The sequence below is a fragment of the Stenotrophomonas sp. TWI169 genome (assembly GCF_039674705.1).
Classification (GTDB): Bacteria; Pseudomonadota; Gammaproteobacteria; order Xanthomonadales; family Xanthomonadaceae; genus Stenotrophomonas; species Stenotrophomonas maltophilia_P.
The window spans coordinates 84,769-107,570 of the sequence record NZ_JBDJOB010000005.1; the positions used below are offsets into that span (position 1 = coordinate 84,769).

Sequence of the window (22,802 nt, forward strand, 5' to 3'; positions counted from 1 at the left end):
GCAACGTGCCTCGGATCACACCTCGCGGCATGCAGATGCAAATTGACTATCGATTGCCAACACAGGCTGCCAGCCTGATGTCGACCGTGCTTGGACGGCATCAAGGGAGCTTGAGATGAGCGGCAGCGATGGCCATCGGCTTGGAATGGATCATCTGGGCGTGATCCTGATGACGTTGCTGCTCGGTGGCAGTGTCATCGCACGGGTCGGTCAGTACACGGCGGCGCAGGCGGGGCCGGCCGTCGTTCTCAGTCTGCTGCTCGCAGCCCTCGGTGCGGCGCTGGTGCTGGCACGCCTGTACAGGGTGGTGACGCAGGCGGATATGGCCGATGGCCTGGATGGCCTGCATGGCCTGCTGGTGGCCGGCTGGGGGCGGTGGATTGCCCGCGTGCTGTGCCTGGCGTTGTTGCTGGAGTGCACGGCGACGCTGGCGGGTGCGGCGCAGTCCGGGGCTGGCCATCTGCATGCGGCACTGGCGGCGGCGAGCGCATCCAGCGCCGGTACGCTGCCGGTGCAGGTGACGGCCGCTGCAGGCCTGCTGCTGTTGGGAGCCGCCGCGCTGATGCGACCGTCGCGCACCGTGCTGCTGGTGTGCGCGCTGTTGACCGTGAAGATCGGCATCGGCGTGCTGCTGCTGGCGCTGGCGGCCCGGTATGTGCACTACGCGCACTGGATCCCATGGGTTCCCCCCGCCACTGCACCGTATCGCTTCGGCCTGGGAGGTGTGCTCGCCGCGGCTGTGCCGCTGCTGGGCATCTTTGCCAGCGCCGGCCTGGCACTGGGCGTTCCCGGGTTGCCTGTTGGCGGGCTGGCGCGACGCCCACTGACGATGCTCATGGTGCTCGTCGCGGCGACGCTGATGCTGATCGCACTGGCCGCACTGCAGGCGGGCCTGGTCGACTATCCAGCGCTGGCCAGCAGCCGGCCCTTGACGGTCGCGCTGCGAAGCCATCCCCAATTGTCCTGGATGTTGCCGTGGCTGCCGCTGGCAGGGTATGCAGGGTTGGCGGCGCTGCAGCTGGTGCTGCTGATGCTGGCGGCACGGCTGGCGCTGCCGCTGTGGCCGCTTGGAAACGAGGGCGACCCACCGGCGGCGTGCGTGGCGACCGTGGCGATCATCCTGTTGGCGACCCTGCTGGCGCTGTGGCTGCCGGCCGGCGTCTTGCCGACGATGCCGGGGCCGGTGGCACTGCTGGTGGTGGCCGCGTTGTGCCTGGGGGGACTCCAGCGGCGCAGCGAGGTGACGCGCTCGCCTGCCGACGCCGTGCTGGGCATGGTGGCAGCGGCGTTGTGCCTGCTGCCGCTCCTGCGCTAGATCCCATCGCGGCTGCACAAACAGAAAAGCCACCCGGTCGGGTGGCTTTCCGTCAACACAGGCGACGACGACTTACTGCGTGGTCGTGGCGGGGTTGCCCGCGTCCTGGGTCAGCAGGCGATTGATGTCCTGCAGTTCGGCCACGTCCAGCGCGCCCAGCGACTGGCTCAGCAGCAGGCGGTTCTGCAGGAAGGTGTAGCGGGCCTGCGCATAGTCCAGCTGTGCCGAGAACAGGATGCGCTGGTTCTGGATCACGTCCAGCACCGTACGGGTACCCACTTCCAGGCCGACCTGCGAGGCGTCGTACGCGCTCTGTGCCGAGACGACGGCCAGGCGGCGCGCTTCCACCTCGCTGATGCCCTGCACCAGGGTCTGGTAGGCATTGCGGGTGTTGCGATCCAGCGCGCGCTTCTGCTGCTCGTAGCCATCCTGGGCGATGTCACGCTGGGCCAGCGCCTGGCGCACGCCGGACTGGGTGGCGCCGCCGGCGAAGATGGGCACGCTGAGGGTCAGGCCGATGCTGTTGGTGCGCGCATCCGGGGACAGCGAACCCGAACCGGTGCTGTCGCCCCAGGTCGCGGTCTTGCCCCAACTGCCGCCCAGCGACAGCGTCGGGTAGTGGGCGCCACGGGCGGCCTGCACGCCGGCCTCGGCCGCGCTGACCTTCAGCTCCTGCGCCTTCAGCGACGGGTTCTGGCTGGTCGCCTGCTGCACCAGTTCATCGATGTTGCCGCGGTTGGCCGGCACTTCGGGACGGAAGTCGGCCGGCAGCCCCTTGAGGTTCAGCACCGGCTGGCCGGTAAGTTCGGTCAGCGCCTGGTAGTTATCGGCCAGGGTGTTCTGCGCGACGATGGTGTTGGCGCGCGCCTGGTCATACTGCGCGCGCGCTTCGTGCACGTCGGTGATCGGCGCCAGGCCCACTTCCAGGCGCTTGTCGGCGAAGTCGAACTGCTTCTTCGCGGCCGCTTCGTTGGTCTGTGCGGCATTCAGCGATTCGATCGCCACCAGCACGTTGAAGTAGGCCGCCGAGGTGCGGACGATCAGGCTGTCGTTGGCCGAATCCAGGGTGAAGTCAGCCGCCTTGCTCAGTTCGCGCTGCGAGCGCAGGTTGTTGATCTGCGTCCAGTTGAACAGGGTCTGCGAACCGTCGATCGTGTAGTTGCGGCGCTTGCTGCTGACCGTGCCGGTATTGGCATCGGCGTTGGCTTCGCTGCGTGTGCGGTTCAGCGTGGCCTGGCCGTTGATCTGCGGAAGCAGGGCAGCGCGCGCCTGCACGGCGCCTTCCTTGTCGTACAGCCGGGTGGATTCGGCGGCCGACAGCTGCGGATCGCCGTTGCGCGCCATCTCGTAGACCTGCAACAGGTCAGCGGCATGGGCAGACAACGGCAGCAGGGCAGTGGCCAGCGCAACAGCGAGGGATCGGCGGATCATTGCGGCTTCCTTGGACTCAGAGGTGGAACTGGGGTGCCGGGGCGGCACCGCGCAGGTAATCGATATCGGTCTCGAACAGGGATTCGGTGCTGCCATCGGCCTTGATCAGAAGCGCTTCCATCGCCGGCGAACGGCCCTGGATCACGAACAGGCGACCACCCGGACGCAGCCACGAGGCGAACTGTGACGGCACCACGTTGACAGCACCAGTGACACAGATCACGTCAAAGCGACGTTCGGTCTGCCACGCCAGCGCGTCAGCCACTTCCACACGGACGTTGGTACCCAGGCCGGAGGCATCCAGCCGCGCACGCGCGGCGGTCGCCAGTTCCGGGTCGATCTCCAGGCTCAGCACGTCGCGCGCCAGCGCGCCGATGCAGGCGGCCAGGAAGCCGCTGCCCGTGCCGATCTCCAGCACTTCGTCACCCGGTTGCAGGTCCAGCGCCTGCAGGGTACGGCCCTCGATGACGGGCTTCATCATCTTCTGGCCATTGCCGATCGGCAGTTCAACATCGGCGTAGGCCAGTGCCCGGTGCGCGTCGGCGACAAAGGCCTCGCGCGGCAGGCGGGCCAGGACGTCGAGCACCTTGATGTCCAGCACGTCCCAGGGACGGATCTGCTGTTCCACCATCAGTTCGCGGGCGTGGGCGTAATCAATCGTCATGAGGTTCAAATCCAGCGCAGTGGGCCGGCCATTTTACCGGTGCCGGAGGCCGGCGGCGCGCCCAGAGCATCCGCTGCCGGGGGGCCGGGGTCGCAGTGCCGGAAGTCATCGCGACCACCGGTTCGTTCAGCTTTGCCGTTTCAGCCGGTTCCGGCTCCTCCGGGCGCATAGGCGCGCAGGAAGAAGTCGACGCTGGCCGCCACGTGGGTGACAGGATCGATCTCCACCGATGACAGTGGCATGCCGCACATCATATGCATGTGCACTTCACCCTTGACCAGGGTCAGGAACTGCTGCCCGGCCAGGTGATGGTCGGGAATCTGCAGCTCGCCCCGCTCGCTGCGCGAGCGCAGGAAGTCGGCCAGCGCCTCGCAGGTGCGCTCGGGCCCGGCCTGCCAGAACAGCTCACGCAGGCGTTCGTCGGTCTCCGGGGCCATCATCACCCGTTGGATCGAGATCGCCGCGTCGGAGGTGATCAGCTTGAAGAAGGCCAGGCCGATCCCGATCAGCTGGTCTCGCAGTGGCCCTTCGGCGTCGGCCACGAACAGCGCATCCGGCAGCATCTCGATGCATTTGGACTGCACGGCCTCGGAGAACAGGGTCTCCTTGTCGCCGAAATGGCTGTACACCGTCAGCTTCGACACGCCCGCCTGGGCAGCGATGCTGTCCATGCTCACACCGGTATAGCCCTGTTCGATGAACAGGGTCTTGGCCGCCTCGAGGATCGCCGCGCGCTTGCCAAGATCCTTGGGACGCCCGGGTCCGGCGGCCTTGGCAGCAGGCTTGGCCGACGGCTTGCGGGAAGTGGAAGAACTCATTGCGGTAATACTAGACCAAGCGGTTCGATATTTATACTATACCGGCCAGTTTACTAAATTGGGCCGGACGTTGCGGCTCCCCTGCTGAACTCAGTGTTGTCAGGACGTTGACCGATGAAGATCGTGCGCTGGATGGGCGGTATCGTGTGGGTGGCTGCGTTGGCAGCCTGTTCGGGACAGGAGCAGGCGCCACCGGCGGCCGTGCCGGTGCTGGTGGTGCATCCCGGCGAGCAGGTCGGGCAGGCGCCGGCGGCGTTTCCCGGTACGGTCCGGGCACGCCGGGAGAGCCCGCTGTCGTTCCGCGTCGGCGGCAACCTGGTCAAGCGCCACGTGGACGCCGGCCAACGGGTGAAGAAGGGGGACGTGCTGGCCGAGCTGGATGTCGCCGACTTCGCCCTGCAGGCGCGTGCCTCGCAGGCGCAGCTGGCTGCGGCCGAAGCCGATCTGGTACGTGCCCGCGACGATCTCAAGCGCTACCAGGTGCTGGCCGACCAGCAGCTGGTCAGTCGCTCGCAGCTGGATCAGCAGTCTGCCGCGTTCAAGGCCGCGCAGGGCCAGGCCAACGCGGCCCGGGCCAACCTGGACGTGCTGCGCAACCAGGCCGGCTACGCCCAGCTGCGTGCGCCGGCCGATGGTGTGATCGCCAGCCGTGAGGCGGAAGCCGGGCAGGTGGTGGCCGCGGGCCAGACCATCTTCAACCTGGCCGCAGACGGTGGCCGCGAAGTGCTGATCGACCTGCCGGAAGCCACCATCCGCGACTACGCGGTAGGCCAGCCGGTGGAAGTGGAGTTGTGGAACCGCCCGGGGCAGCGCCTGCCCGGCACGATCCGCGAGATCGCCGCCGCCGCCGATCCGCAGGCGCGGACCTACGCAACCCGGGTCAGCCTGCCCGCCGATGCACTGGCCGATGTCGAGCTGGGGCAGAGCGCGCGCGTGTTCAGCAGCGCCGGCCGCCACGGCACCCTGCAGCTGCCGATGGCCGCTCTCCAGCGCGGTGCAGGTGGCGCAACCAGTGTGTGGGTGGTGGACCCGGCCAGCAGCACGTTGAAATCGGTCACCGTCAGCACGGGCGCCTATGGCATCGACGCCGTGCCGGTGCTGTCCGGCGTGGACGCCGACGACTGGGTGGTGGCTGCGGGCGGCCATCTGCTGCGATCCGGCCAGCAGGTCGTGGCGGTGGACCGGCAGAATCGCCCGGTGCTGAAGCCCGCAGCGCCGGCTGCCGCACCGAAGGCGAAGGAGTAAGCCTGTGCGCCGTTTCAATCTATCCGAATGGGCGCTGGGCAACCGCGCGCTGGTGCTGTTCGCCATGCTCGCCTTCGCCCTCATCGGCGCCTGGTCGTACAAGCATCTGGGCCAGTCCGAGGATCCGCCGTTCACCTTCAAGGTGATGGTGGTACGCACGATGTGGCCGGGCGCGACCGCCGAGCAGGTCTCGCGCCAGGTGACCGAGCCGATCGAGAAGGCGCTGCTCAACACCGGGCAGTACGAGTTCATCCGCTCCTACTCGCGCCCGGGCGAGTCGCAGGTGATCTTCGCGGCCAAGGACAGCCTGCGCTCCAAGGCCATTCCGGACCTGTGGTACCAGGTGCGCAAACGCGTGGGCGACATCAAGCCGAACCTGCCGCGCGAAATCGTCGGTCCGTTCTTCAACGATGAGTTCGGCGACACCTTCGGCAACATCTACGCGCTGACCGGGCAGGGCTTCGACTACGCCGTGATGCGTGACTACGCCGATCGCATCCAGCTGGAACTGCAGCGGGTGCCGGACGTGGGCAAGATCGAGCTGCAGGGCCTGCAGGACGAGAAGGTCTGGATCGAGCTGTCCAACACCAAGCTGGCCACGCTGGGCGTGTCGCTGCAGCAGGTGCAGCAGGCGCTGGCCGACCAGAACGCGATCAGCGCCACCAGCTTCTTCGAGACCCCGACCGATCGCGTGCAGCTGCGCGTGACCGGCCAGTTCCAGAGCATCGATGACATCCGTCGCTTCCCGATCCAGGCCGGCGACCGCACGGTGCACCTGGGCGATATCGCCGAGATCAAGCGCGGCTTCGCCGATCCGGCGTCGCCGAAGATGCGCTTCATGGGTGAGGATGCGATCGGCATTGCGGTCGCGATGAAGGACGGTGGCGACATCCTGAAGCTGGGCTCCACGCTGGATGCCGAGTTCGAGCGCCTGCAGAAGACGCTGCCGGCGGGCATGCACCTGCGCAAGGTCTCCGACCAGCCGCATGCGGTGGAAGAGTCGGTGGGTGAGTTCGTGCAGGTGCTGACCGAAGCGGTGGTGATCGTGCTGCTGGTGAGCTTCTTCTCGCTGGGCCTGCGCACGGGCCTGGTGGTGGGCGTGACCATTCCGCTGGTGCTGGCGATGACCTTCTTCGTCATGCACTACTTCGATATCGGCCTGCACAAGATCTCGCTGGGCGCGCTGGTGCTGGCGCTGGGCCTGCTGGTTGACGATGCGATCATCGCGGTGGAGATGATGGCCACCAAGATGGAACAGGGCTACGACCGCCTGCGCGCGGCCAGCTTCGCCTGGGAATCCACGGCGTTCCCGATGCTGACCGGTACGCTGATCACGGCGGCAGGTTTCCTGCCGATCGCCACGGCGGCGTCAAGCACCGGTGAGTACACCCGTTCGCTGTTCCAGGTGGTGACCATCGCACTGGTGGTGTCATGGATTGCGGCGGTGCTGTTCATTCCGTACCTGGGTGACAAGATGCTGCCGGATCTGTTCAATCCGCAGCTGCCCAAGCCGGACAGCCTGGCCGGTCGCTGGCGTGCGAAGCGCTTGGCCTGGGCCGATCGCCATCCGGCGCTGCTGCGCTGGGTCGCACCGAAGGAGCATGCACACGACCATGATCCGTACCAGCGGCCGTTCTACACGCGTTTCCGCCGTTTCCTGGACATGTGCCTGCGCCACCGCTGGTGGGTGATCGCAGCAACGGTGGCCCTGTTCGTGTTCTCGCTGCTGATGTTCCGCTTCGTGCCGCAGCAGTTCTTCCCGGATTCGACCCGCCCGGAACTGATGGTGGATATCGAACTGGCTGAAGGCGCGTCGCTGCAGGCCACGCAGGCGCAGGCCAGCAAGCTGGAAAAGCTGCTGAAGGGCCGTGAGGGCATCGCCAACTACGTGGCCTATGTGGGTACCGGTTCGCCGCGCTTCTACCTGCCGCTGGACCAGCAGCTGCCGGCGACCAACTTCTCGCAGTTCGTGGTGCTCACCGAAGACGCCAAGGCGCGCGAGGCCACGCGCGACTGGCTGCTGAAGGACGTGATCCCGCAGTTCCCGGATGTGCAGATGCGCGTGACGCGGCTGGAGAACGGTCCGCCGGTGGGCTACCCGGTGCAGCTGCGGATCTCCGGCGAGCACATCGAGCAGGTGCAGGCGATCGCACGCCAGGTACAGGACAAGGTGCGGGAGAACCCGCATGTGATGAACGTGAACCTGGACTGGAGCGAGCCGAGCAAGGTCGTGCGGCTGGTGCTGGACCAGGACCGTGCGCGCGCGCTGGGCGTGAGCAGTGCGCAGGTGAGCCAGCTGCTGGGCACTTCGCTGTCGGGCATGAGCGTGAGCACCTATCGCGAGGGCAATCGCCTGATCGAGATGCTGCTGCGGGGTCCGGAGAACGAGCGCGTGCAGCTGGGCATGCTGGGCAGCCTGGCCATTCCCACCGCCAATCGCCCGTCGGTGACGCTCTCGCAGGTGGCGCGCCTGGAGTACGTGTTCGAGGACGGCATCATCTGGCATCGCAACCGCCTGCCGACCGTGACCGTGCGTGCCGATATCAGTGACGGCAGCCAGGCGCTGGACGTGGTGCAGCAGATCCTGCCGACGCTGGATGGCATCCGCGCTGCACTGCCGAGCGGTTACCTGCTGGAAACCGGCGGAACGGTGGAGGATTCGGCACGTGGCCAGGACTCGATCAAGGCAGGCATGCCGTTGTTCCTGATCGTGGTCGCAACGCTGCTGATGCTGCAGCTGCGCAGCTTCTCGCGTGCCGCGATGGTGCTGGTGACGGCACCGCTGGGCATCATCGGCGCGACCTTGTTCCTGCTGCTGTTCCGTGCACCGTTCGGGTTCGTGGCGCTGCTGGGCACGATCGCGCTGGCCGGCATGATCATGCGCAACTCGGTGATCCTGATCGACCAGATCCAGCAGGACATCGATGCCGGGCATGATCGCTGGCATGCGATCATCGACGCGACGGTACGGCGTTTCCGCCCGATCGTGCTGACCGCCCTGGCGGCGGTGCTGGCGATGATTCCGCTGTCGCGCAGCGCGTTCTATGGCTCGATGGCGATCTCGATCATGGGCGGGTTGATCGTGGGTACCGTGCTGACCCTGGTGTTCCTGCCGGCGCTGTATGCGGCGTGGTTCCGGGTGAAGCCGGATGAATCCGGGGCGTAATGCCCCCGGGTTCCAGGACCACCGCCTCTGGCAGGTGCCAACCCTGGTTGGCACGGCTCTGCTCGCGGGATCTGCTTTCTGTAGAGCCGAGCCATGCTCGGCTGCTCTTTGCGCGATGATGGGATGAGTCGAGCATGGCTCGACTCTACAGAAGCATCCACGCATGGCGTGGATCTACTGCAGTTGCAGGCCGCTCCGCAGCAGTGGCACCAGCCACTCCAGGAATACGTGCACGCGCTGTGCCCGATGCTGCCGATGCGGTTGCAGCAGGGTCACCGGCAACGGTTGTGCGACGTGCCGTGGCATCACTTCCACCAACGTGCCGGACTGCAGCTCGTCCTGCACGTCATAGCGCGGAATCTGCAGCAGTCCCAGTCCGGCCACGCAGCAGGCGATCGAGGCTTCGGCGCTGTTCACCCGCACCCAACCCTGCATGGGCAGCGTGCGCAGCTGGGTTCCGTCCTGCCATTCCCACGGTTCCACCCGCGCGGTCGTCGGCGAGGCGTAGTTCACCGCCCGGTGCTGCTGCAGGTCCGTCGGTTGCTGCGGGACGCCGTACGCGCGCAGGTAGGACGGCGCGGCCACGTTGACGAAGTCCAGCGTGCCCAGCGTGCGCGAAACCAGGCTGGAATCGCCCAGCTGGCCGACCCTCAACACCGCATCGCAGCCTTCCTCGATCAGATTCACTGCGCGGTCGGTCATGCCCAGATCCACCTCCACCTGTGGGTAACGGGCGAAGAAGTCAGGCAGCGCTGGTGCCACGATGCGCCTGCCGATGCGGCTGGGTACGTCGATCCTCAGCAGGCCGACCGGCTGCGCGTCCTCCTGGCGGAACAGCGATTCGGCATCTTCGACCTCGGCGATCAGGCGCAGGCAGCGGGCGTGGAACACATCGCCATCGTGGGTGGTGGAGACGCGTCGCGTCGAGCGTTGCAACAGGCGCGTACCCAGCCGCTGCTCCAGTTCGGCGACCGCCGCCGATACCGTGGAACGGGGCAGTCCGAGCTGATCGGCGGCGCGGGTGAAGCTGGCGCACTCCACCACCCGGCTGAAGATGCGGAAGCGGTCGATCCGATCCATTGTTCGCTCGATCTGGAAAGTTAAGTCAATGTTGCGGGCTTTATCCGCATTTTCCGCACGATATCGTCATCGGGGCAGGGTTGCCATCCCGGACAGCCCCACTCCGAGACCGAAGCCATGACCGACCACTCCCTCAAGGGCAAGACCGTGCTGATCGCAGGCGGTGCCAAGAACCTCGGTGGCCTGCTCGCCCGCGATTTCGCCGCCCACGGCGCCGGGGCCATCGTCATCCATTACAACAGCGATGCCAGCCAGGCCGACGCCGAAGCGACCGTCGCGGCGGTCCAGGCTGCGGGCAGCAAGGCCGTGGCCCTGCAGGGTGACCTGACCTCCGCTGCCGCCATGGAGCGCCTGTTCGCCGACGCTGTCGCAGCCGTCGGCCGTCCCGATGTCGCCATCAATACCGTCGGCAAGGTCCTGAAGAAGCCGCTGCTGGAGATCAGCGAAGCCGAGTACGACGAGATGAGCGCGGTGAATGCCAAGGCGGCGTTCTTCTTCCTCAAGGAGGCCGGCCGTCACGTCAATGATGGTGGCCGCATCTGCACCCTGGTGACGTCGCTGCTGGGCGCCTACACGCCGTTCTACTCCAGCTATGCAGGTACCAAGGCGCCGGTGGAGCACTTCACCCGCGCGGCATCGAAGGAGTTCGGCGAGCGGGGCATCTCGGTGACCGCGATCGGTCCCGGGCCGATGGACACGCCGTTCTTCTATCCTGCCGAGAGTGCCGATGCGCAGGCGTATCACAAGACCGCGGCGGCGCTGTCCGCGTTCACCCGCACCGGTCTGACCGACATTGCCGACATCGTGCCGTGGATCCGTTTCCTGGTTACCGACGGCTGGTGGATGACCGGGCAGACGGTGCTGGTCAACGGTGGCTACACCACCAAGTAACCGGGCCACGCTGGGCGCGGCTCCACCGCACTGCACCTGTGGCGCCGGGCCATGCCCGGCTCATGCAACAGCCATCGGGCATGGCTCGACGCTACAGGTGCCGCCCGGCGGGTCAGCCCAGCTTCGCCAGCACGGCGTCGGTCGCCGCCGCCGTGCTCACGGCCTGGCCCTTTGCAGCCAGATCAGCAGTGAACACGCCATCATCCAGCACCGCGTGCACGGCCGCCTCCACCGCCGCCGCTTCGGCATCCAGGCCCAGCGAGTGGCGCAGCAGCATGGCCGCGCTGAGGATCGTCGCGTAGGGGTTGGCGATGCCCTTGCCGGCGATGTCCGGTGCCGAACCGTGGATCGGCTCGTAGATGCCGACCGCACCCGGTTCTCCCAGCGATGCCGACGGCAGCAGGCCCAGCGAACCGGCCAGCATCGAGGCCTCGTCGGTGAGGATGTCGCCGAACATGTTTTCGGTCACGATCACGTCGTATTCGCGTGGCTTGGCCAGCAGGTGCATCGCCATCGAATCGACCAGCTGGTGTTCCAGCGCGACGTCCGGGAACTCCTCGCGGCCGATACGGGCGGCGACGTCACGCCACAGGCGGGACGTCTCCAGCACGTTGGCCTTGTCCACCGAGGTCACCTTGCCTCGGCGCTGCTGTGCCAGGCGGAACGCGCTGCGCAGCACGCGCTCGATTTCGGCCACGGTGTAGCGGCAGAGGTCGCTGGCGCTGTCGGCATCGCGGGTCTTGTCGCCGAAGTAGATGCCGCCGGTCAGTTCGCGTACCACCACGAAGTCCACGCCCTTGAGCAGTTCGGCCTTGATCGGCGATGCCCCCAGGGCGGCATCATGGGTACGCACCGGCCGCAGGTTGGCGTACAGGCCCAGCGCCTTGCGGATCGCCAGCAGGCCCTGCTCGGGGCGCACCTTGGCGTTCGGGTCGGACCACTTCGGTCCACCCACTGCACCCAGCAGCACGGCATTCGCGGCCTGGCATGCGGCGAGGGTGGCGGCGGGCAGGGGATCGCCATGGCGATCGATGGCGATGCCACCGATATCGTGCTCGCTGAACGTGAAGGTGTGGTTGAAGCGTTCGCCGATGGCTTTCAGGACCGCAACCGCAGCGGCGGCCACTTCCGGGCCGATGCCATCACCGGGGAGTACAACGATCTCAGCGTGCATGCTCACTCTCGTAACGTTCGATGTCAGGGACGCGGCCCAGCAGATAACCCAGTTGATCGACGCCTTCCAGCAGACAGGTCTGCGAGAAGCCATCCAGCGGGAAGGAGTAGACCCGGCCATCCGGCGTACGCAGCTCGCGTGCCGCCACGTCGATGGTCAGTTCGTCGTCGGGGCGCTGCATCAGCGCCTGAACGTCGGCTTCGTCCAGGACAATCGGCAGCAGGCCGTTCTTCAGTGAGTTGCCACGGAAGATGTCGGCGATCTCGCTGCTGACGATGGCGCGCAGGCCCAGGTCGGTCAGCGCCCACGGCGCGTGCTCGCGCGAGGAACCACAGCCGAAGTTGCGGCCCGCCAGCAGGATGCTGCGGCCGGCGTTGTGCGGCTGGTTGAAGGCGAAATCGGCCACCGGCGAACCGTCGGACTGCCAGCGCCAGTCATTGAACGCGTTGCGGCCCAGTCCGGCACGCTCGGTGGTGGACAGGAACCGGGCCGGAATGATCTGGTCGGTGTCGATGTTGGTCTGGCGCAGCACGACGCTGGACGAGGTCAAGGTGCGGAAACCGGCCATTACGCCACCTCCTGCGCGAACAGTTCGCGGGTATCGGCCACGTGGCCCTTCACCGCCGCCCAGGCGGCGCTCATCGGCGAGGCCAGCAGTGTGCGCGAGCCCGGCCCCTGGCGGCCCTCGAAATTGCGGTTGCTGGTACTCACTGCCAGTTGGCCGGGGGCGACCAGATCACCATTCATGGCGATGCACATCGAGCAGCCCGGCTCGCGCCATTCGGCACCGGCTGCACGCACGATCTCATCGATGCCCTCCGCTTCGGCCTGGCGCTTGACGATCTCCGAGCCCGGTACCACCAGCATGCGCACGCGCTCGGCGACGCGGCGGCCACGCAGCACCTGTGCCACTTCGCGCATGTCGCTGAGGCGGCCGTTGGTGCACGAACCGACGAACACGACATCGACCGGCGTGCCGGCCAGTGCCTGGCCGGCCTGGAAGTGCATGTAGTCCAGGCCCTTCTGCGCGGCGGCGTCGTTGGCCGCAGGAATCGGCACATCGACCGCGATGGCGGTGCCGGGATGCGTGCCCCAGGTCAAGGTCGGACGGATGTCGGCTGCATCGATGTGGACTTCGCTGTCGAAGCGCGCGCCTTCATCGCTGCGCAGTTCCTGCCAACGGGCCACGGCCGCCTCGAAATCGGCGCCCTTGGGGCCGCGTGGCGTGTTGGCGACGAAATCGAAGGTAACCTGGTCCGGAGCCACCATGCCCGCGCGCGCGCCGGCCTCGATGGACATGTTGCACAGGGTCATGCGCTGCTCCATGTCCATCGCTTCGATGGTGCTGCCACGGAACTCGATCACATGGCCGGTGCCGCCGTTGACGCCGATCACACCGATGATGTGCAGGACCACGTCCTTCGCGCCGACGCCCGGCGCCAGGGGGCCGTCGACCGTGATTGCCAGCGTCTTCGCCTTCCGCTGCAGCAGGCACTGTGTTGCCAGCACATGACCCACTTCGCTGGTGCCGATGCCGAAGGCCAGCGAGCCGAACGCACCATGCGTGGAGGTATGGCTGTCGCCGCAGACGATGGTCATGCCGGGCTGGGTGAAACCCTGCTCGGGCGCGATGACATGGACGATGCCTCGGTTGTCCGAGCTCATGTCGAACAGTTCGATGCCGTGCTCGCTGCAGTTGCGCGCAAGCGTGGCGACCTGCGCCTCGGAGGCGGCGCTGGCGTACGGCAGCCGGCCGTCGGCGGTGGCCGGCAGGGTCGGCGTGGAATGATCCATCGTCGCCTTGGTGCGGTCCGGCCGGCGTGGGCGGAGACCGCGTTCGCGCAGCTCGGTGAACGCCTGCGGCGAGGTCACCTCGTGGATCAGGTGCAGGTCGATGTACAGCACCGCAGGGGCGCTGTCGGATTCGGGAACGACCACGTGGGCGTCCCACAGTTTGTCGTACAGGGTGCGGGGTGCGGAGGTCATGCGGTTGCCTGGCAGAAGTACGATTGAACGAACATCGGGAAATAACGGGAAAGGGTCAAGTCAACGGCGGCGCGCGAGTACGCGCAGGCGCACGTAGTCAGCCAGCGGCTGGCCCGCCGCGTTGCGGGGCAGGTCGGCCAGCAGGGCCGCGGCGGCCTCGCGAACGGTGGCACGGGCCTCGACCGGCAGGTCGTCCAGCAGCGGTGCGGCGAACACCCGCAGCCATCCTGCCACGCCGGTCGGCAGTGCGGTGGGGCGCGGCAGGCATTCGATCAGCTGCACCTGGAAGCCGTGCTGGCGCAGGCGGTCGGCATAGGCGTCGGCGGTCGGGAAATACCACTGGAAACCGCTGGCGCCATGGCCATGCGCAGCACGTGCGGCCTGCACCGCGGCGATGATGGTCGCTACGTTGCCATGGCCACCGAACTCGGCCACGAAGCGGCCGCCGGGACGCAGTGCACGGCGCACGCCTTCCAGCACGGCGTCGGGGTGGCGCATCCAATGCAGCGCGGCGTTGCTGAACACCGCGTCGAACGCGCTGTCGAAGGACAGGGCATGGCCGTCCATCACCTGCGCATCGACGCCGCGCGCGCGCGCGGCGATCACCAGTTCCGGCGACGCGTCCACGCCGTGGATGCGTGCACCGCTCAACGCCAGTTCACTGCTGAGCACCCCATCGCCACAGCCCAGATCGAGGATGTGCTCACCGGCGCGCGGGTCGAGCAGGCGCGACACCGCGCCGCCGAGCAGCGGCACGAAGCCGGCATCGATCGCATAGTCCTGGGCGTTCCACTGCTGGCCCGCCGTAGCGGACGTGGTCGTGTCGAAGGCGCTCATGTCAGGTTTCTCAGGCGGTGGCAGGGGTGGCGGTTTCGCTGACGCTGCTGGCAGCAGCCTGGCGTTGGCGCAGCAGCCGGTTGGCAACGTCCAGCCAGGCCAGCGCGGAGGCTTCGATGATGTCCTTGCTGGTGCCGGTGCCGTCGTATTCGATGCCGTCGTGGCGCACGCTCAGGTTGGCCTCGCCGCGTGCATCGGCACCGATGCCGACGCTGTGCACGTGATAGCTGTCGAGCATCAGCTGCACGCCGGTGGCGGCCGACAACGCGCCGAACAGCGCATCCACCGGGCCATCGCCCTGCGCGGTCTCGGCCACGCGGTTGCCGTCCGGGTCGGACAGCTCGACCAGTGCATTGGCGCGACTGCCGACATCGCTGATGGTCATCGAGGCCAGGCGATAGCCCTGTGCATTGGCGCCGCCCTGCATCAAGGTCTGCAGGTCGGCATCGGTGACTACCCGCTGCTGCTCGCACAGGCCCTTGAACTGTTCGAACACCAGCTTCAGCTCTTCTTCGTCCAGCCAGAAGCCCAGTGCACGCAGGCGCGCTTCGACGGCGGCGCGGCCACTGTGGCGGCCCAGCACCATCTGCGAATCCTCCCAGCCCACGTCTTCCGGGCGCATGATTTCGTAGGTGCCGCGATGGCGCAGCATGCCATGCTGGTGGATGCCCGATTCATGGGCGAAGGCATTGGCGCCGACGATGGCCTTGTTGCGCTGCACCGGCATGCCGACCAGGCGCTGCAGCAGCTGAGAGGTGCCGACGATGCGCGGGGTGTTGATCGCGGTGTCCTGCTCGTAGAAGGCCTGGCGCACCTTCAGCGCCATCGCGATTTCTTCCAGTGAGCAGTTGCCGGCGCGTTCACCGATGCCGTTGACGGTGCACTCGACCTGGCGGGCGCCGCCCTCGATGGCGGCCAGGGAGTTGGCCACAGCCAGTCCCAGGTCGTTGTGGCAGTGCGCGCTGAAGATCACGTTGGCGGCATTGGGCACGTCGGCCACGCCGGCAATGACCTGCTGGAACATCGCGCGGATTTCCTCCGGCGTGGTGAAGCCGACGGTGTCGGGCAGGTTGATGGTGGTGGCGCCGGCGGCGATGGCCACGCGCGAGACCTCGATCAGGTAGTCCAGCTCGGTGCGGGTGGCATCTTCGGCCGAGAATTCGACATCGTCGATGTAGGAACGGGCCAGCGATACATGCTTGCGTACCGACTCCAGCACCTGCTCCCGGGTCATCCGCAGCTTGTGCTCGCGGTGCAGCGGGCTGGTCGACAGGAACACGTGCAGGCGCGGGTTGGCCGCAGCTTCCAGGGCACGTGCCGAGGTCTCGATATCGGCCTGCAGGCAGCGCGACAGCACGGCCAGGCTCAGGCCCGGACGGCGCAGTTCGCGGCCGATCAGGGCCATCGCTTCGCGGTCGGACTGCGAGCTGGCCGGGAAGCCGGTCTCGATGATGTCCACGCCCAGTTCGTCCAGCGCACGCGCCATCACCAGCTTCTGCGGTGGGCTCATGCTGCAGCCGGGGGACTGCTCGCCGTCACGCAGGGTGGTGTCGAAGATGCGGATGCGCGGGGTGGTAATTCGTTCGATGGTGGTCACAGGGAGATCTCCTCGACAACAGGTGCAACGGCGTGCAGGGGGGAAGGGGGGGCAGCGGTGGTGGGCGTGACGCCGGTCCGTGCCGGCGGGCGGGGCGTCTCGGCGCGACGCCGGCGCGGCTTGCGCGGCGGGCGTGGGCGGATGTCGGTCAGCAGGCCGGCCAGCACGCCGGCATCGATGTTGCCGCCGGAGACCACGGCGCACTTGCGGCGCCCGGCGATGCGTCGACCGGCAGCCAGTGCCAGCGCGCCCGCGCCTTCGGCGATGATGTGTTCTTCCAGTGCCAGCCGCACCAGCGTTTCACGCAGTTCGGCCTCGCGCACGATCACCACGTCGTCCAGCAGCGAACTGCACAGGCGACGGGTCAGGAAGCCGGGGATCTTCACCCGCACGCCATCGGCCAGCGATGCCACCGGGGCGATCTCGCGGACATCGCCGTGGATCGCACGGGCCATCGAGTCCACGCCTTCCACCTGCGCACCAATCACGCGCACGCCCTGCGACTTGAGCGCCAGGGCGACGCCGGCGGCCAGGCCGCCACCGCCGATCGGTACGATCACCACGTCCGGCGCGTGCGCGGCCAGCTCGATGCCGACCGTCCCCTGGCCGGCGATCACGTCGGCGTCGTCGAAGGCGGACAGGAAGCGATAGCCATGACGCTGCGCCAGTTCGACGGCGAAGGCGCAGGCCTCGTCATAACTGTTGCCGTGCTGGCGTACGGTGGCACCCCAATGGGCGACACCGGCGATCTTGGTTGCCGGTGCACCGTGCGGCATCACGGTGATCGCGGGGACATCCAGCCGGTAGGCGGCCCAGGCAACGCCCTGGGCGTGATTGCCTGCCGAGGCGCAGATCACCGGGCGGCTGTCACCGCGCTCGCGGCCTGCCAGCAGGGCGTTCAACGCTCCGCGCACCTTGTAGGAGCCGGTCCGCTGCAGATTCTCCAGCTTCAGCCAGGTGCCGAAGCGTTCGGCATGATGCAGTGGGGTGGGCGGCAGGAAGCGGCGCAGGCGCGCCTGCGCGGCTAGGACATCGGCGACGCTTACGTCGCCGACATCACTTTCCTTGCTGGTATCAGCGGCCGGCATGGGCCACCGGCGCGGTGTGCGCGACCACCGCATGCGGGTACGGGCGGCGAAGAAGACGCCTCCGTACCGGCACCGTGGTCACAACGGTACGGGTGTTCATTGCGATACTCCTTCGATGCTGCTGTCTACCGGCGTCAGCTCCACCGATACGCAGTCGTAGATCTTTTCGATCTGCCGGCACAGCGTCTCCGCCGGCCGCTGGCCGTCCACGACCAGCTGCAGGTGCCAGCGTCCGTCATCGGCGGCGTCCGGAGCACCGCTGATCGAACGCGGCGCGAAGCCACGGCGCTCGGCCATGCCGATCACGCGCAGCAGCGCGCCTTCGGCCGGCTGCAGCACCAGGTCAAGCCGGTATTGCATTGGGAGTCTCCTGGCGGGCATGGGCTGGATTGCTTTCCAGCATGGTGCTGTTGGCGGTGTTCGGCGGCACCAGCGGCCACACGTTGGCGCGCGCGTCGATGGCCACGTGCAGCAGCGCCGGGCCCGGCTCGGCCAGCAGCGCGGCCAGGCCGCCTTCGACGTCATCGCGCGAATCGATGCGGCTGGCGGCGATGCCGAACACCTGGGCCAGGGCGACGAAATCCGGGTTGTCGGACAGATCGATCTCGCTGTAGCGCTCGGCGAAGAACAGCTCCTGCCACTGCCGGACCATGCCCAGCGAGCTGTTGTCCAGCAGCACGATCTTCACCGGCAGGCGGCACCGGGCGATGGTCGCCAGCTCCTGCACGTTCATCATGAAGCTGCCATCGCCGGACACCAGCACCACGGTACGCTCCGGGCAGGCAAACTGCGCGCCCATCGCCGCCGGCAGGCCGAAGCCCATCGTGCCCAGCGCGCCGCTGGTCAGATGGTTGCGCGGATGATTGAAGCGACAATGCTGGGCCACCCACATCTGGTGCTGGCCGACGTCGCAGGCAATCACCGTGTCGGCGGGTGCCAGTTCGCTCAGGCGCTTCAGCAGCGCTGGTGCGTAGATGTGCTGCCCTGGCGCGTCGTAGCGGGCGGCGAAGCGGTCGCGATGCTGCGCACAGCGGCTGCGCCATGCGTCCTGATGGGCCCTGGGGGAGGGGAAGGCCGCATGCAGGGCACGGATGGCGTGGCCGACATTGCCGGGCACGGCGACGTCGGCGCTGCGCAGCTTGGAGATCTCGTACGCATCGGCATCGATATGGACCACGCGCGCGAACGGAGCGAACTCCGCCAGCTTGCCGGTGGCGCGATCATCGAACCGTGCGCCCAGCACCAGCAGCAGATCGCTTTCCTGCACCGCCATGTTGGCTGCGCGGGTGCCGTGCATGCCCAGCATGCCCAGCGACTGCGGATGGTGTGCCGGCAGAGCACCCAGTCCACGCAGGGTCATCACCGTGGGAATGCCACTGGCCTCGACGAAATCGCGCAGGTCCTGCACTGCATCGCCCAGTGCGATGCCACCGCCGGCATACACCACCGGCTTCTCCGCCGACGCCAGCGCTGCGATGGCGGCGGCAATGGCGTCGCCGGTGGCTGCCGGCGGTGGTTCGACGCTGCTCGGCACATGCACCGGCAGGTGACTGGCATCGGCCACCTGCACGTCCTTGGGCAGGTCGATCAGCACCGGGCCGGGACGTCCTTCGCGGGCAATGCGGAAGGCATCGGCGACCACGCGGGGCAGGTCATCGACGCTGCGTACCAGCCAGCTGTGCTTGACGATCGGCATGGTCAGGCCGAACACATCCAGCTCCTGGAAGGCGTCGGTACCCAGCAGGGGCGTGCCGACCTGGCCGGTGATGCAGACCATCGGCACCGAGTCCAGCATCGCATCGGCGATACCGGTGACCAGGTTCGATGCGCCGGGGCCGGAGGTGGCCACGCAGACGCCCACTTGGCCGCTGGCGCGTGCGAAACCGTTGGCGGCCAGCGCCGCGCCCTGCTCGTGCCGCACCAGGATGTGCTTCAACGACGAATCCACCAGCGCGTCGTAGAACGGCATGATGGTGCCGCCGGGATAGCCGAACAGCGTGCGGACGCCTTCGGCCTCCAGTGCCTGGGTCAGCCAGCGCGCCCCGTTGGGTGGCGCGCTGCGGTGTGTGGAAGAGTTCATGGGGGACCTTGCAAGCGGGTGGGGGAGGGCCGCGTGGTTACGCGGCCTGTCCTTGCAACCAGACCATCTTGGCGCGCAGTTCCTTGCCTACCTTCTCGATCGGATGCTCCAGGTCGGCCTGCTTGAACCGGTTGTAGTTCGGCAGGCCCGCTTCGTACTCGGCCACCCAGTTCTTGGTGAAGGTGCCGTCCTGGATGTCCTTCAGTACTTCCTTCATGCGCTCCTTGGTGCCGGCATCGATCACCCGCGGGCCGCTGACGTAGTCGCCGTACTGCGCGGTTTCGGAGATGAATTCCAGCATGCGCGAGATGCCGCCTTCGTAGAACAGGTCCACGATCAGCTTCAGTTCGTGCAGCACTTCGTAATAGGCGATCTCGGGCTGGTAGCCGGCTTCCACCAGGGTCTCGAAACCGGCCTGTACCAGCGCCGAGGCGCCACCGCACAGCACCGCCTGCTCACCGAACAGGTCGGTCTCGGTTTCTTCCTTGAAGGTGGTCTGGATCAGATTGGCGCGGGCGCCACCGAGACCGGTCGCATAGGCCTGCGCATGCTGCGCGGCCTGGCCGCTGGTGTCCTGGTAGACCGCCCAGATGCACGGAACGCCACGGCCGATCTCGTACTCGCGACGCACCAGCGCGCCCGGGCCCTTCGGTGCGACCAGCACCACGTCCAGGTCGGCGCGCGGCTCGATCATGCCGTAGTGGACATTGAGGCCGTGGGCGAACAGCAGGCACGCGCCCTGCTTCATGTTGGGCGCCAGCACGTCGTTGTAGAGCTTCTTCTGCACCATGTCCGGAGTCAGCACGGCGACCAGGTCGGCATCCTTCACCGCATCGGCGGGAGCCACGACGGTGAAGCCATCGGCCTGGGCCTTGGCTTCGGTCGGGCCGCCCGGCCGCAGGCCTACCACCACATCGAAGCCGGATTCGCGCAGGTTCAGTGCGTGGGCGCGGCCCTGGCTGCCGTAGCCGATGACGGCGATCTTGGTCTGGGGCAGGTCGTTGGTGCTCATGGGGGAGGTTCCTTGCGGTGGGAAGAAAAAAGAACGGCCGGTCGTCGAAGCGACGTACCGGCCGGTCAGGGGAAAGCGGTGGAGGAGGGGCCGCGCATCGCACAGGAACGGCCGCCACGAGGCATCGTGGTGCAGCAGGTCCGGGTTTTGCAGAAGGCGGTGGTCATGGTGGTTGCGTCTGAAACCAGGTCTTGAAATGAAAAAACCCGCACCTGGGCGGGTGCGGGTTTTTGATCGAGTTCCGGTGTGTTCTATCTGCTTACACGCTGGCTCGTCCCGCACCTGTTGGTTGGGTAATAAGTACGAGCACAAGAATCGAACGCAGCGACGCGGCGCCGATGTCGGCGGCTTCGATGTGGGTTCGCGGTGGTGTGTTGTGTTGCAGCATGTGATCGAGAGAAACACAGCTGTTTTGACGATGTCAACCCTTGTCGGGGTGATTCCAGGCACTTTCCGCTGCGTCCAGCGGAATCGCTTGTGGCGCAAGGATGGTTGCCGCTGAAAGTGTTTCGGTGAACCCGAATTCACTCCTTTCACCAAGGTTTTTGCGCGGATTTTGGGGGTTCTGCCCGCCGGGCATGACCCGGTGCCGGCAGCGGTCGCCGCGGCCGCCTCGCCCCATGACCTCTGCCCGATACCGCGTGAAGGCCGTAGCGGCGATGATCGGTGCTACCACCCTTCCATCGGAACCCGACTGTGTCCCGACGCCTTGCCCGTTCCCTGCTGGCTGCCGCCGTCCTGGCGGCCATGCCAGCGCTTTCCCTCGCTGCCGACCGCATCACCGGCCACACCTTCGCCACCCGCTCGGAAGTCATCGCGCCTCACGCCATGGCGGCCACTTCGCAGCCACTGGCCACCCAGATCGCACTGGACGTGATGAAATCCGGCGGCTCGGCGGTCGATGCCGCCATCGCCGCCAATGCTGCGCTGGGCCTGATGGAGCCGACCGGCAATGGCATCGGTGGCGATCTGTTCGCCATCGTCTGGGACCCGAAGACACAGAAGCTGTACGGCTACAACGGGTCCGGCCGCTCGCCGAAGTCGCTGACCCTGGCCGAGTTCCAGCGCCGCGGCCTGAAGGAGATCCCGGCGACCGGGCCGTTGCCGGTCTCCGTGCCCGGTGCCGTCGATGGCTGGTTCGCCCTGCATGGCCGCTTTGGCCGCAAGCCCATGGCCGACAATCTTGCGCCCGCCATCCGCTACGCGCGCGAAGGCCACCCGGTGGCCGAGGTGATCGCCTATTACTGGGATCGTTCCGTGCCACGGCTGTCGCAGTATCCCGGCTTCAAGGAACAGTTCACGGTCAACGGGCATGCCCCGCGCAAGGGCGAGATGTGGAAGAACCCGAACCTGGCCGATACGTTGCAGAAGGTGGCCGACGGCGGCCGGGATGCCTTCTACAAGGGCGAGATCGCCCACACCATCGGCGATTACTTCAAGGCCAATGGTGGCTACCTGAGCTACCAGGACATGGCCGACCACCACGGCGAGTGGGTCGAGCCGGTCAGCAGCAACTATCGCGGTTACGACGTATGGGAGTTGCCGCCGAACAGCCAAGGCATCGCCGCGCTGCAGATTCTCAACGTACTTGAAGGCTACGACTTCTCGAAGATTCCATTCGGCTCGCCCGAGCACGTGCATCTGTTCGTGGAGGCCAAGAAGCTGGCCTTCGCCGATCGTGCGCGCTTCTACGCCGACATGGCCTTCCAGCCCGCACCGGTCCAGAAGCTGATTTCCAAGGAGTATGCCGCGCAGCGGCGTGCACTGATTTCCATGGACAAGGCGTTGAAGGAAGTGCAGCCGGGCACGCCGAAGCAGCTGGAGGAGGGCGATACGATCTACATGACCGTGGCCGATGCTGACGGCATGATGGTGTCGCTGATCCAGTCGAACTACCGCGGGATGGGCAGCGGCATGGCGCCACCGGGGCTCGGCTTCATCCTGCAGGACCGCGGCGAGATGTTCGTGCTGCAGAAGAACCATCCGAACGGCTACGCACCGGGCAAGCGCCCGTTCCAGACCATCATTCCGGCGTTCATCACCAAGGATGGAAAGCCCTATGCCAGTTTCGGCGTGATGGGCGGTGCGATGCAGCCGCAGGGCCACGCGCAGATCGTGATGAACCTGGTGGACTTCGGCATGAACCTGCAGGAGGCCGGAGATGCGCCGCGTATCCAGCATGAAGGTTCCACGGAGCCGACCGGTCAGGCCACGGCGATGACCGATGGGGGGGAGGTGAACCTGGAGACGGGCTTCCCGTACGAAACGGTGCGCGCGCTGATGCGCAAGGGGCATCGCATCGTGTTCGCCGACGGTCCGTACGGCGGGTATCAGGCGATCATGCGGGATCCGGACACGGGCGTGTACTACGGCGCGTCGGAGAGTCGAAAGGATGGGCAGGCGGCGGGGTATTGAGGT

18 protein-coding genes are annotated in these 22,802 nt (G+C 67.1%); 5 read left to right on the plus strand and 13 right to left on the minus strand.

The features are described from left to right. Positions 1–115: 115 nt before the first annotated feature. Positions 116–1,315 carry an amino acid transporter gene (locus tag ABE543_RS05610; RefSeq protein ID WP_111186157.1) on the plus strand — a complete coding sequence of 400 codons (1,200 nt, stop codon included), beginning with the start codon at positions 116–118 and terminating at the stop codon, positions 1,313–1,315. Positions 1,316–1,387: 72 nt separating this feature from the next. On the opposite strand, the gene ABE543_RS05615 is transcribed toward ABE543_RS05610, so the two are convergent. The 3 genes from ABE543_RS05615 to ABE543_RS05625 all read right to left on the minus strand — a co-directional run bounded on the left by ABE543_RS05615 (position 1,388) and on the right by ABE543_RS05625 (position 4,228). Beyond that, entirely contained in the window at positions 1,388–2,746 is a 1,359-nt protein-coding gene (locus ABE543_RS05615; RefSeq protein WP_065175111.1) for a TolC family outer membrane protein, read from the minus strand. A gap of 16 nt (positions 2,747–2,762) precedes the next feature. After that, a complete protein-coding gene (locus ABE543_RS05620) occupies positions 2,763–3,410 on the minus strand; it encodes a protein-L-isoaspartate O-methyltransferase (protein WP_053520104.1) in 648 nt (215 codons plus the stop codon). 140 nt (positions 3,411–3,550) lie between these two features. Continuing rightward, positions 3,551–4,228 carry a TetR/AcrR family transcriptional regulator gene (locus ABE543_RS05625; RefSeq protein WP_065175109.1) on the minus strand — a complete coding sequence of 226 codons (678 nt, stop codon included), beginning with the start codon at positions 4,226–4,228 and terminating at the stop codon, positions 3,551–3,553. A gap of 114 nt (positions 4,229–4,342) precedes the next feature. Between ABE543_RS05625 and ABE543_RS05630 the strand changes: the two genes are divergently transcribed. Together ABE543_RS05630 and ABE543_RS05635 are read left to right on the plus strand one after the other, a co-directional pair. Further along, positions 4,343–5,473, plus strand: coding sequence for an efflux RND transporter periplasmic adaptor subunit (locus ABE543_RS05630; protein WP_253118302.1), 1,131 nt, complete (start codon positions 4,343–4,345; stop codon positions 5,471–5,473). 4 nt (positions 5,474–5,477) lie between these two features. Further along, positions 5,478–8,639: an efflux RND transporter permease subunit gene (locus ABE543_RS05635; protein ID WP_346475417.1), complete on the plus strand. Its 3,162-nt coding sequence runs from the start codon at positions 5,478–5,480 to the stop codon at positions 8,637–8,639. A 174-nt stretch (positions 8,640–8,813) separates the two neighbouring features. Here the strand turns inward: ABE543_RS05635 and ABE543_RS05640 are convergent, their stop codons facing one another. Next, entirely contained in the window at positions 8,814–9,719 is a 906-nt protein-coding gene (locus ABE543_RS05640) for a LysR family transcriptional regulator (protein ID WP_053520100.1), read from the minus strand. Between the two features lie 117 nt (positions 9,720–9,836). On the opposite strand from ABE543_RS05640, the gene ABE543_RS05645 reads away from it, so the two are divergent. Beyond that, positions 9,837–10,610 carry an SDR family oxidoreductase gene (locus ABE543_RS05645; RefSeq protein WP_053520099.1) on the plus strand — a complete coding sequence of 258 codons (774 nt, stop codon included), beginning with the start codon at positions 9,837–9,839 and terminating at the stop codon, positions 10,608–10,610. 112 nt (positions 10,611–10,722) lie between these two features. Here ABE543_RS05645 and leuB read toward each other — a convergent pair whose 3' ends face one another. The 9 genes from leuB to ilvC form a co-directional block, all read right to left on the minus strand. Further along, positions 10,723–11,784, minus strand: coding sequence for a 3-isopropylmalate dehydrogenase (gene leuB / locus ABE543_RS05650; RefSeq protein WP_197571665.1), 1,062 nt, complete (start codon positions 11,782–11,784; stop codon positions 10,723–10,725). Further along, on the minus strand, positions 11,774–12,352 hold the full coding sequence (leuD, locus tag ABE543_RS05655) for a 3-isopropylmalate dehydratase small subunit (RefSeq protein ID WP_053520097.1): 579 nt from the start codon (positions 12,350–12,352) through the stop codon (positions 11,774–11,776). Before leuD ends, leuB begins: the two co-directional genes overlap by 11 nt. Then, positions 12,352–13,770, minus strand: a complete 1,419-nt coding sequence (gene leuC / locus ABE543_RS05660; protein ID WP_065181714.1) for a 3-isopropylmalate dehydratase large subunit — start codon at positions 13,768–13,770, stop codon at positions 12,352–12,354. The genes leuD and leuC overlap by 1 nt, the downstream gene beginning before the upstream one ends. 60 nt (positions 13,771–13,830) lie before the next feature. Further along, positions 13,831–14,607, minus strand: coding sequence for a class I SAM-dependent methyltransferase (locus tag ABE543_RS05665; RefSeq protein ID WP_111186152.1), 777 nt, complete (start codon positions 14,605–14,607; stop codon positions 13,831–13,833). Between the two features lie 10 nt (positions 14,608–14,617). Then, a complete protein-coding gene (locus ABE543_RS05670) occupies positions 14,618–16,204 on the minus strand; it encodes a 2-isopropylmalate synthase (protein WP_065181712.1) in 1,587 nt (528 codons plus the stop codon). Next, positions 16,201–17,292: a threonine dehydratase gene (locus tag ABE543_RS05675; protein WP_053520293.1), complete on the minus strand. Its 1,092-nt coding sequence runs from the start codon at positions 17,290–17,292 to the stop codon at positions 16,201–16,203. The genes ABE543_RS05670 and ABE543_RS05675 overlap by 4 nt, the downstream gene beginning before the upstream one ends. 96 nt (positions 17,293–17,388) lie before the next feature. Next, entirely contained in the window at positions 17,389–17,652 is a 264-nt protein-coding gene (locus tag ABE543_RS05680) for an ACT domain-containing protein (RefSeq protein WP_053520294.1), read from the minus strand. After that, positions 17,636–19,372, minus strand: coding sequence for an acetolactate synthase 2 catalytic subunit (gene ilvG / locus ABE543_RS05685; protein ID WP_197600587.1), 1,737 nt, complete (start codon positions 19,370–19,372; stop codon positions 17,636–17,638). Before ilvG ends, ABE543_RS05680 begins: the two co-directional genes overlap by 17 nt. A gap of 37 nt (positions 19,373–19,409) precedes the next feature. Next, entirely contained in the window at positions 19,410–20,384 is a 975-nt protein-coding gene (gene ilvC / locus ABE543_RS05690) for a ketol-acid reductoisomerase (RefSeq protein WP_053520296.1), read from the minus strand. A gap of 696 nt (positions 20,385–21,080) precedes the next feature. Between ilvC and ggt the strand changes: the two genes are divergently transcribed. Then, entirely contained in the window at positions 21,081–22,799 is a 1,719-nt protein-coding gene (gene ggt / locus ABE543_RS05695) for a gamma-glutamyltransferase (protein ID WP_053520297.1), read from the plus strand. The last annotated feature ends 3 nt before the right edge of the window (positions 22,800–22,802 follow it).

Coding starts and splice junctions, on each gene's coding strand:
- ABE543_RS05610 (WP_111186157.1), top strand. CDS start 116: ATGAGCGGCAGCGATGGCCATCGGCTTGGAATGGATCATCTGGGCGTG.
- ABE543_RS05680 (WP_053520294.1), bottom strand. CDS start 17,652: ATGCAATACCGGCTTGACCTGGTGCTGCAGCCGGCCGAAGGCGCGCTG.
- ABE543_RS05640 (WP_053520100.1), bottom strand. CDS start 9,719: ATGGATCGGATCGACCGCTTCCGCATCTTCAGCCGGGTGGTGGAGTGC.
- leuB (WP_197571665.1), bottom strand. CDS start 11,784: ATGCACGCTGAGATCGTTGTACTCCCCGGTGATGGCATCGGCCCGGAA.
- ilvG (WP_197600587.1), bottom strand. CDS start 19,372: ATGAACTCTTCCACACACCGCAGCGCGCCACCCAACGGGGCGCGCTGG.
- ABE543_RS05620 (WP_053520104.1), bottom strand. CDS start 3,410: ATGACGATTGATTACGCCCACGCCCGCGAACTGATGGTGGAACAGCAG.
- ilvC (WP_053520296.1), bottom strand. CDS start 20,384: ATGAGCACCAACGACCTGCCCCAGACCAAGATCGCCGTCATCGGCTAC.
- leuD (WP_053520097.1), bottom strand. CDS start 12,352: ATGGCCGGTTTCCGCACCTTGACCTCGTCCAGCGTCGTGCTGCGCCAG.
- ABE543_RS05630 (WP_253118302.1), top strand. CDS start 4,343: ATGAAGATCGTGCGCTGGATGGGCGGTATCGTGTGGGTGGCTGCGTTG.
- ABE543_RS05625 (WP_065175109.1), bottom strand. CDS start 4,228: ATGAGTTCTTCCACTTCCCGCAAGCCGTCGGCCAAGCCTGCTGCCAAG.
- leuC (WP_065181714.1), bottom strand. CDS start 13,770: ATGACCTCCGCACCCCGCACCCTGTACGACAAACTGTGGGACGCCCAC.
- ABE543_RS05675 (WP_053520293.1), bottom strand. CDS start 17,292: ATGCCGGCCGCTGATACCAGCAAGGAAAGTGATGTCGGCGACGTAAGC.
- ABE543_RS05615 (WP_065175111.1), bottom strand. CDS start 2,746: ATGATCCGCCGATCCCTCGCTGTTGCGCTGGCCACTGCCCTGCTGCCG.
- ABE543_RS05645 (WP_053520099.1), top strand. CDS start 9,837: ATGACCGACCACTCCCTCAAGGGCAAGACCGTGCTGATCGCAGGCGGT.
- ABE543_RS05665 (WP_111186152.1), bottom strand. CDS start 14,607: ATGAGCGCCTTCGACACGACCACGTCCGCTACGGCGGGCCAGCAGTGG.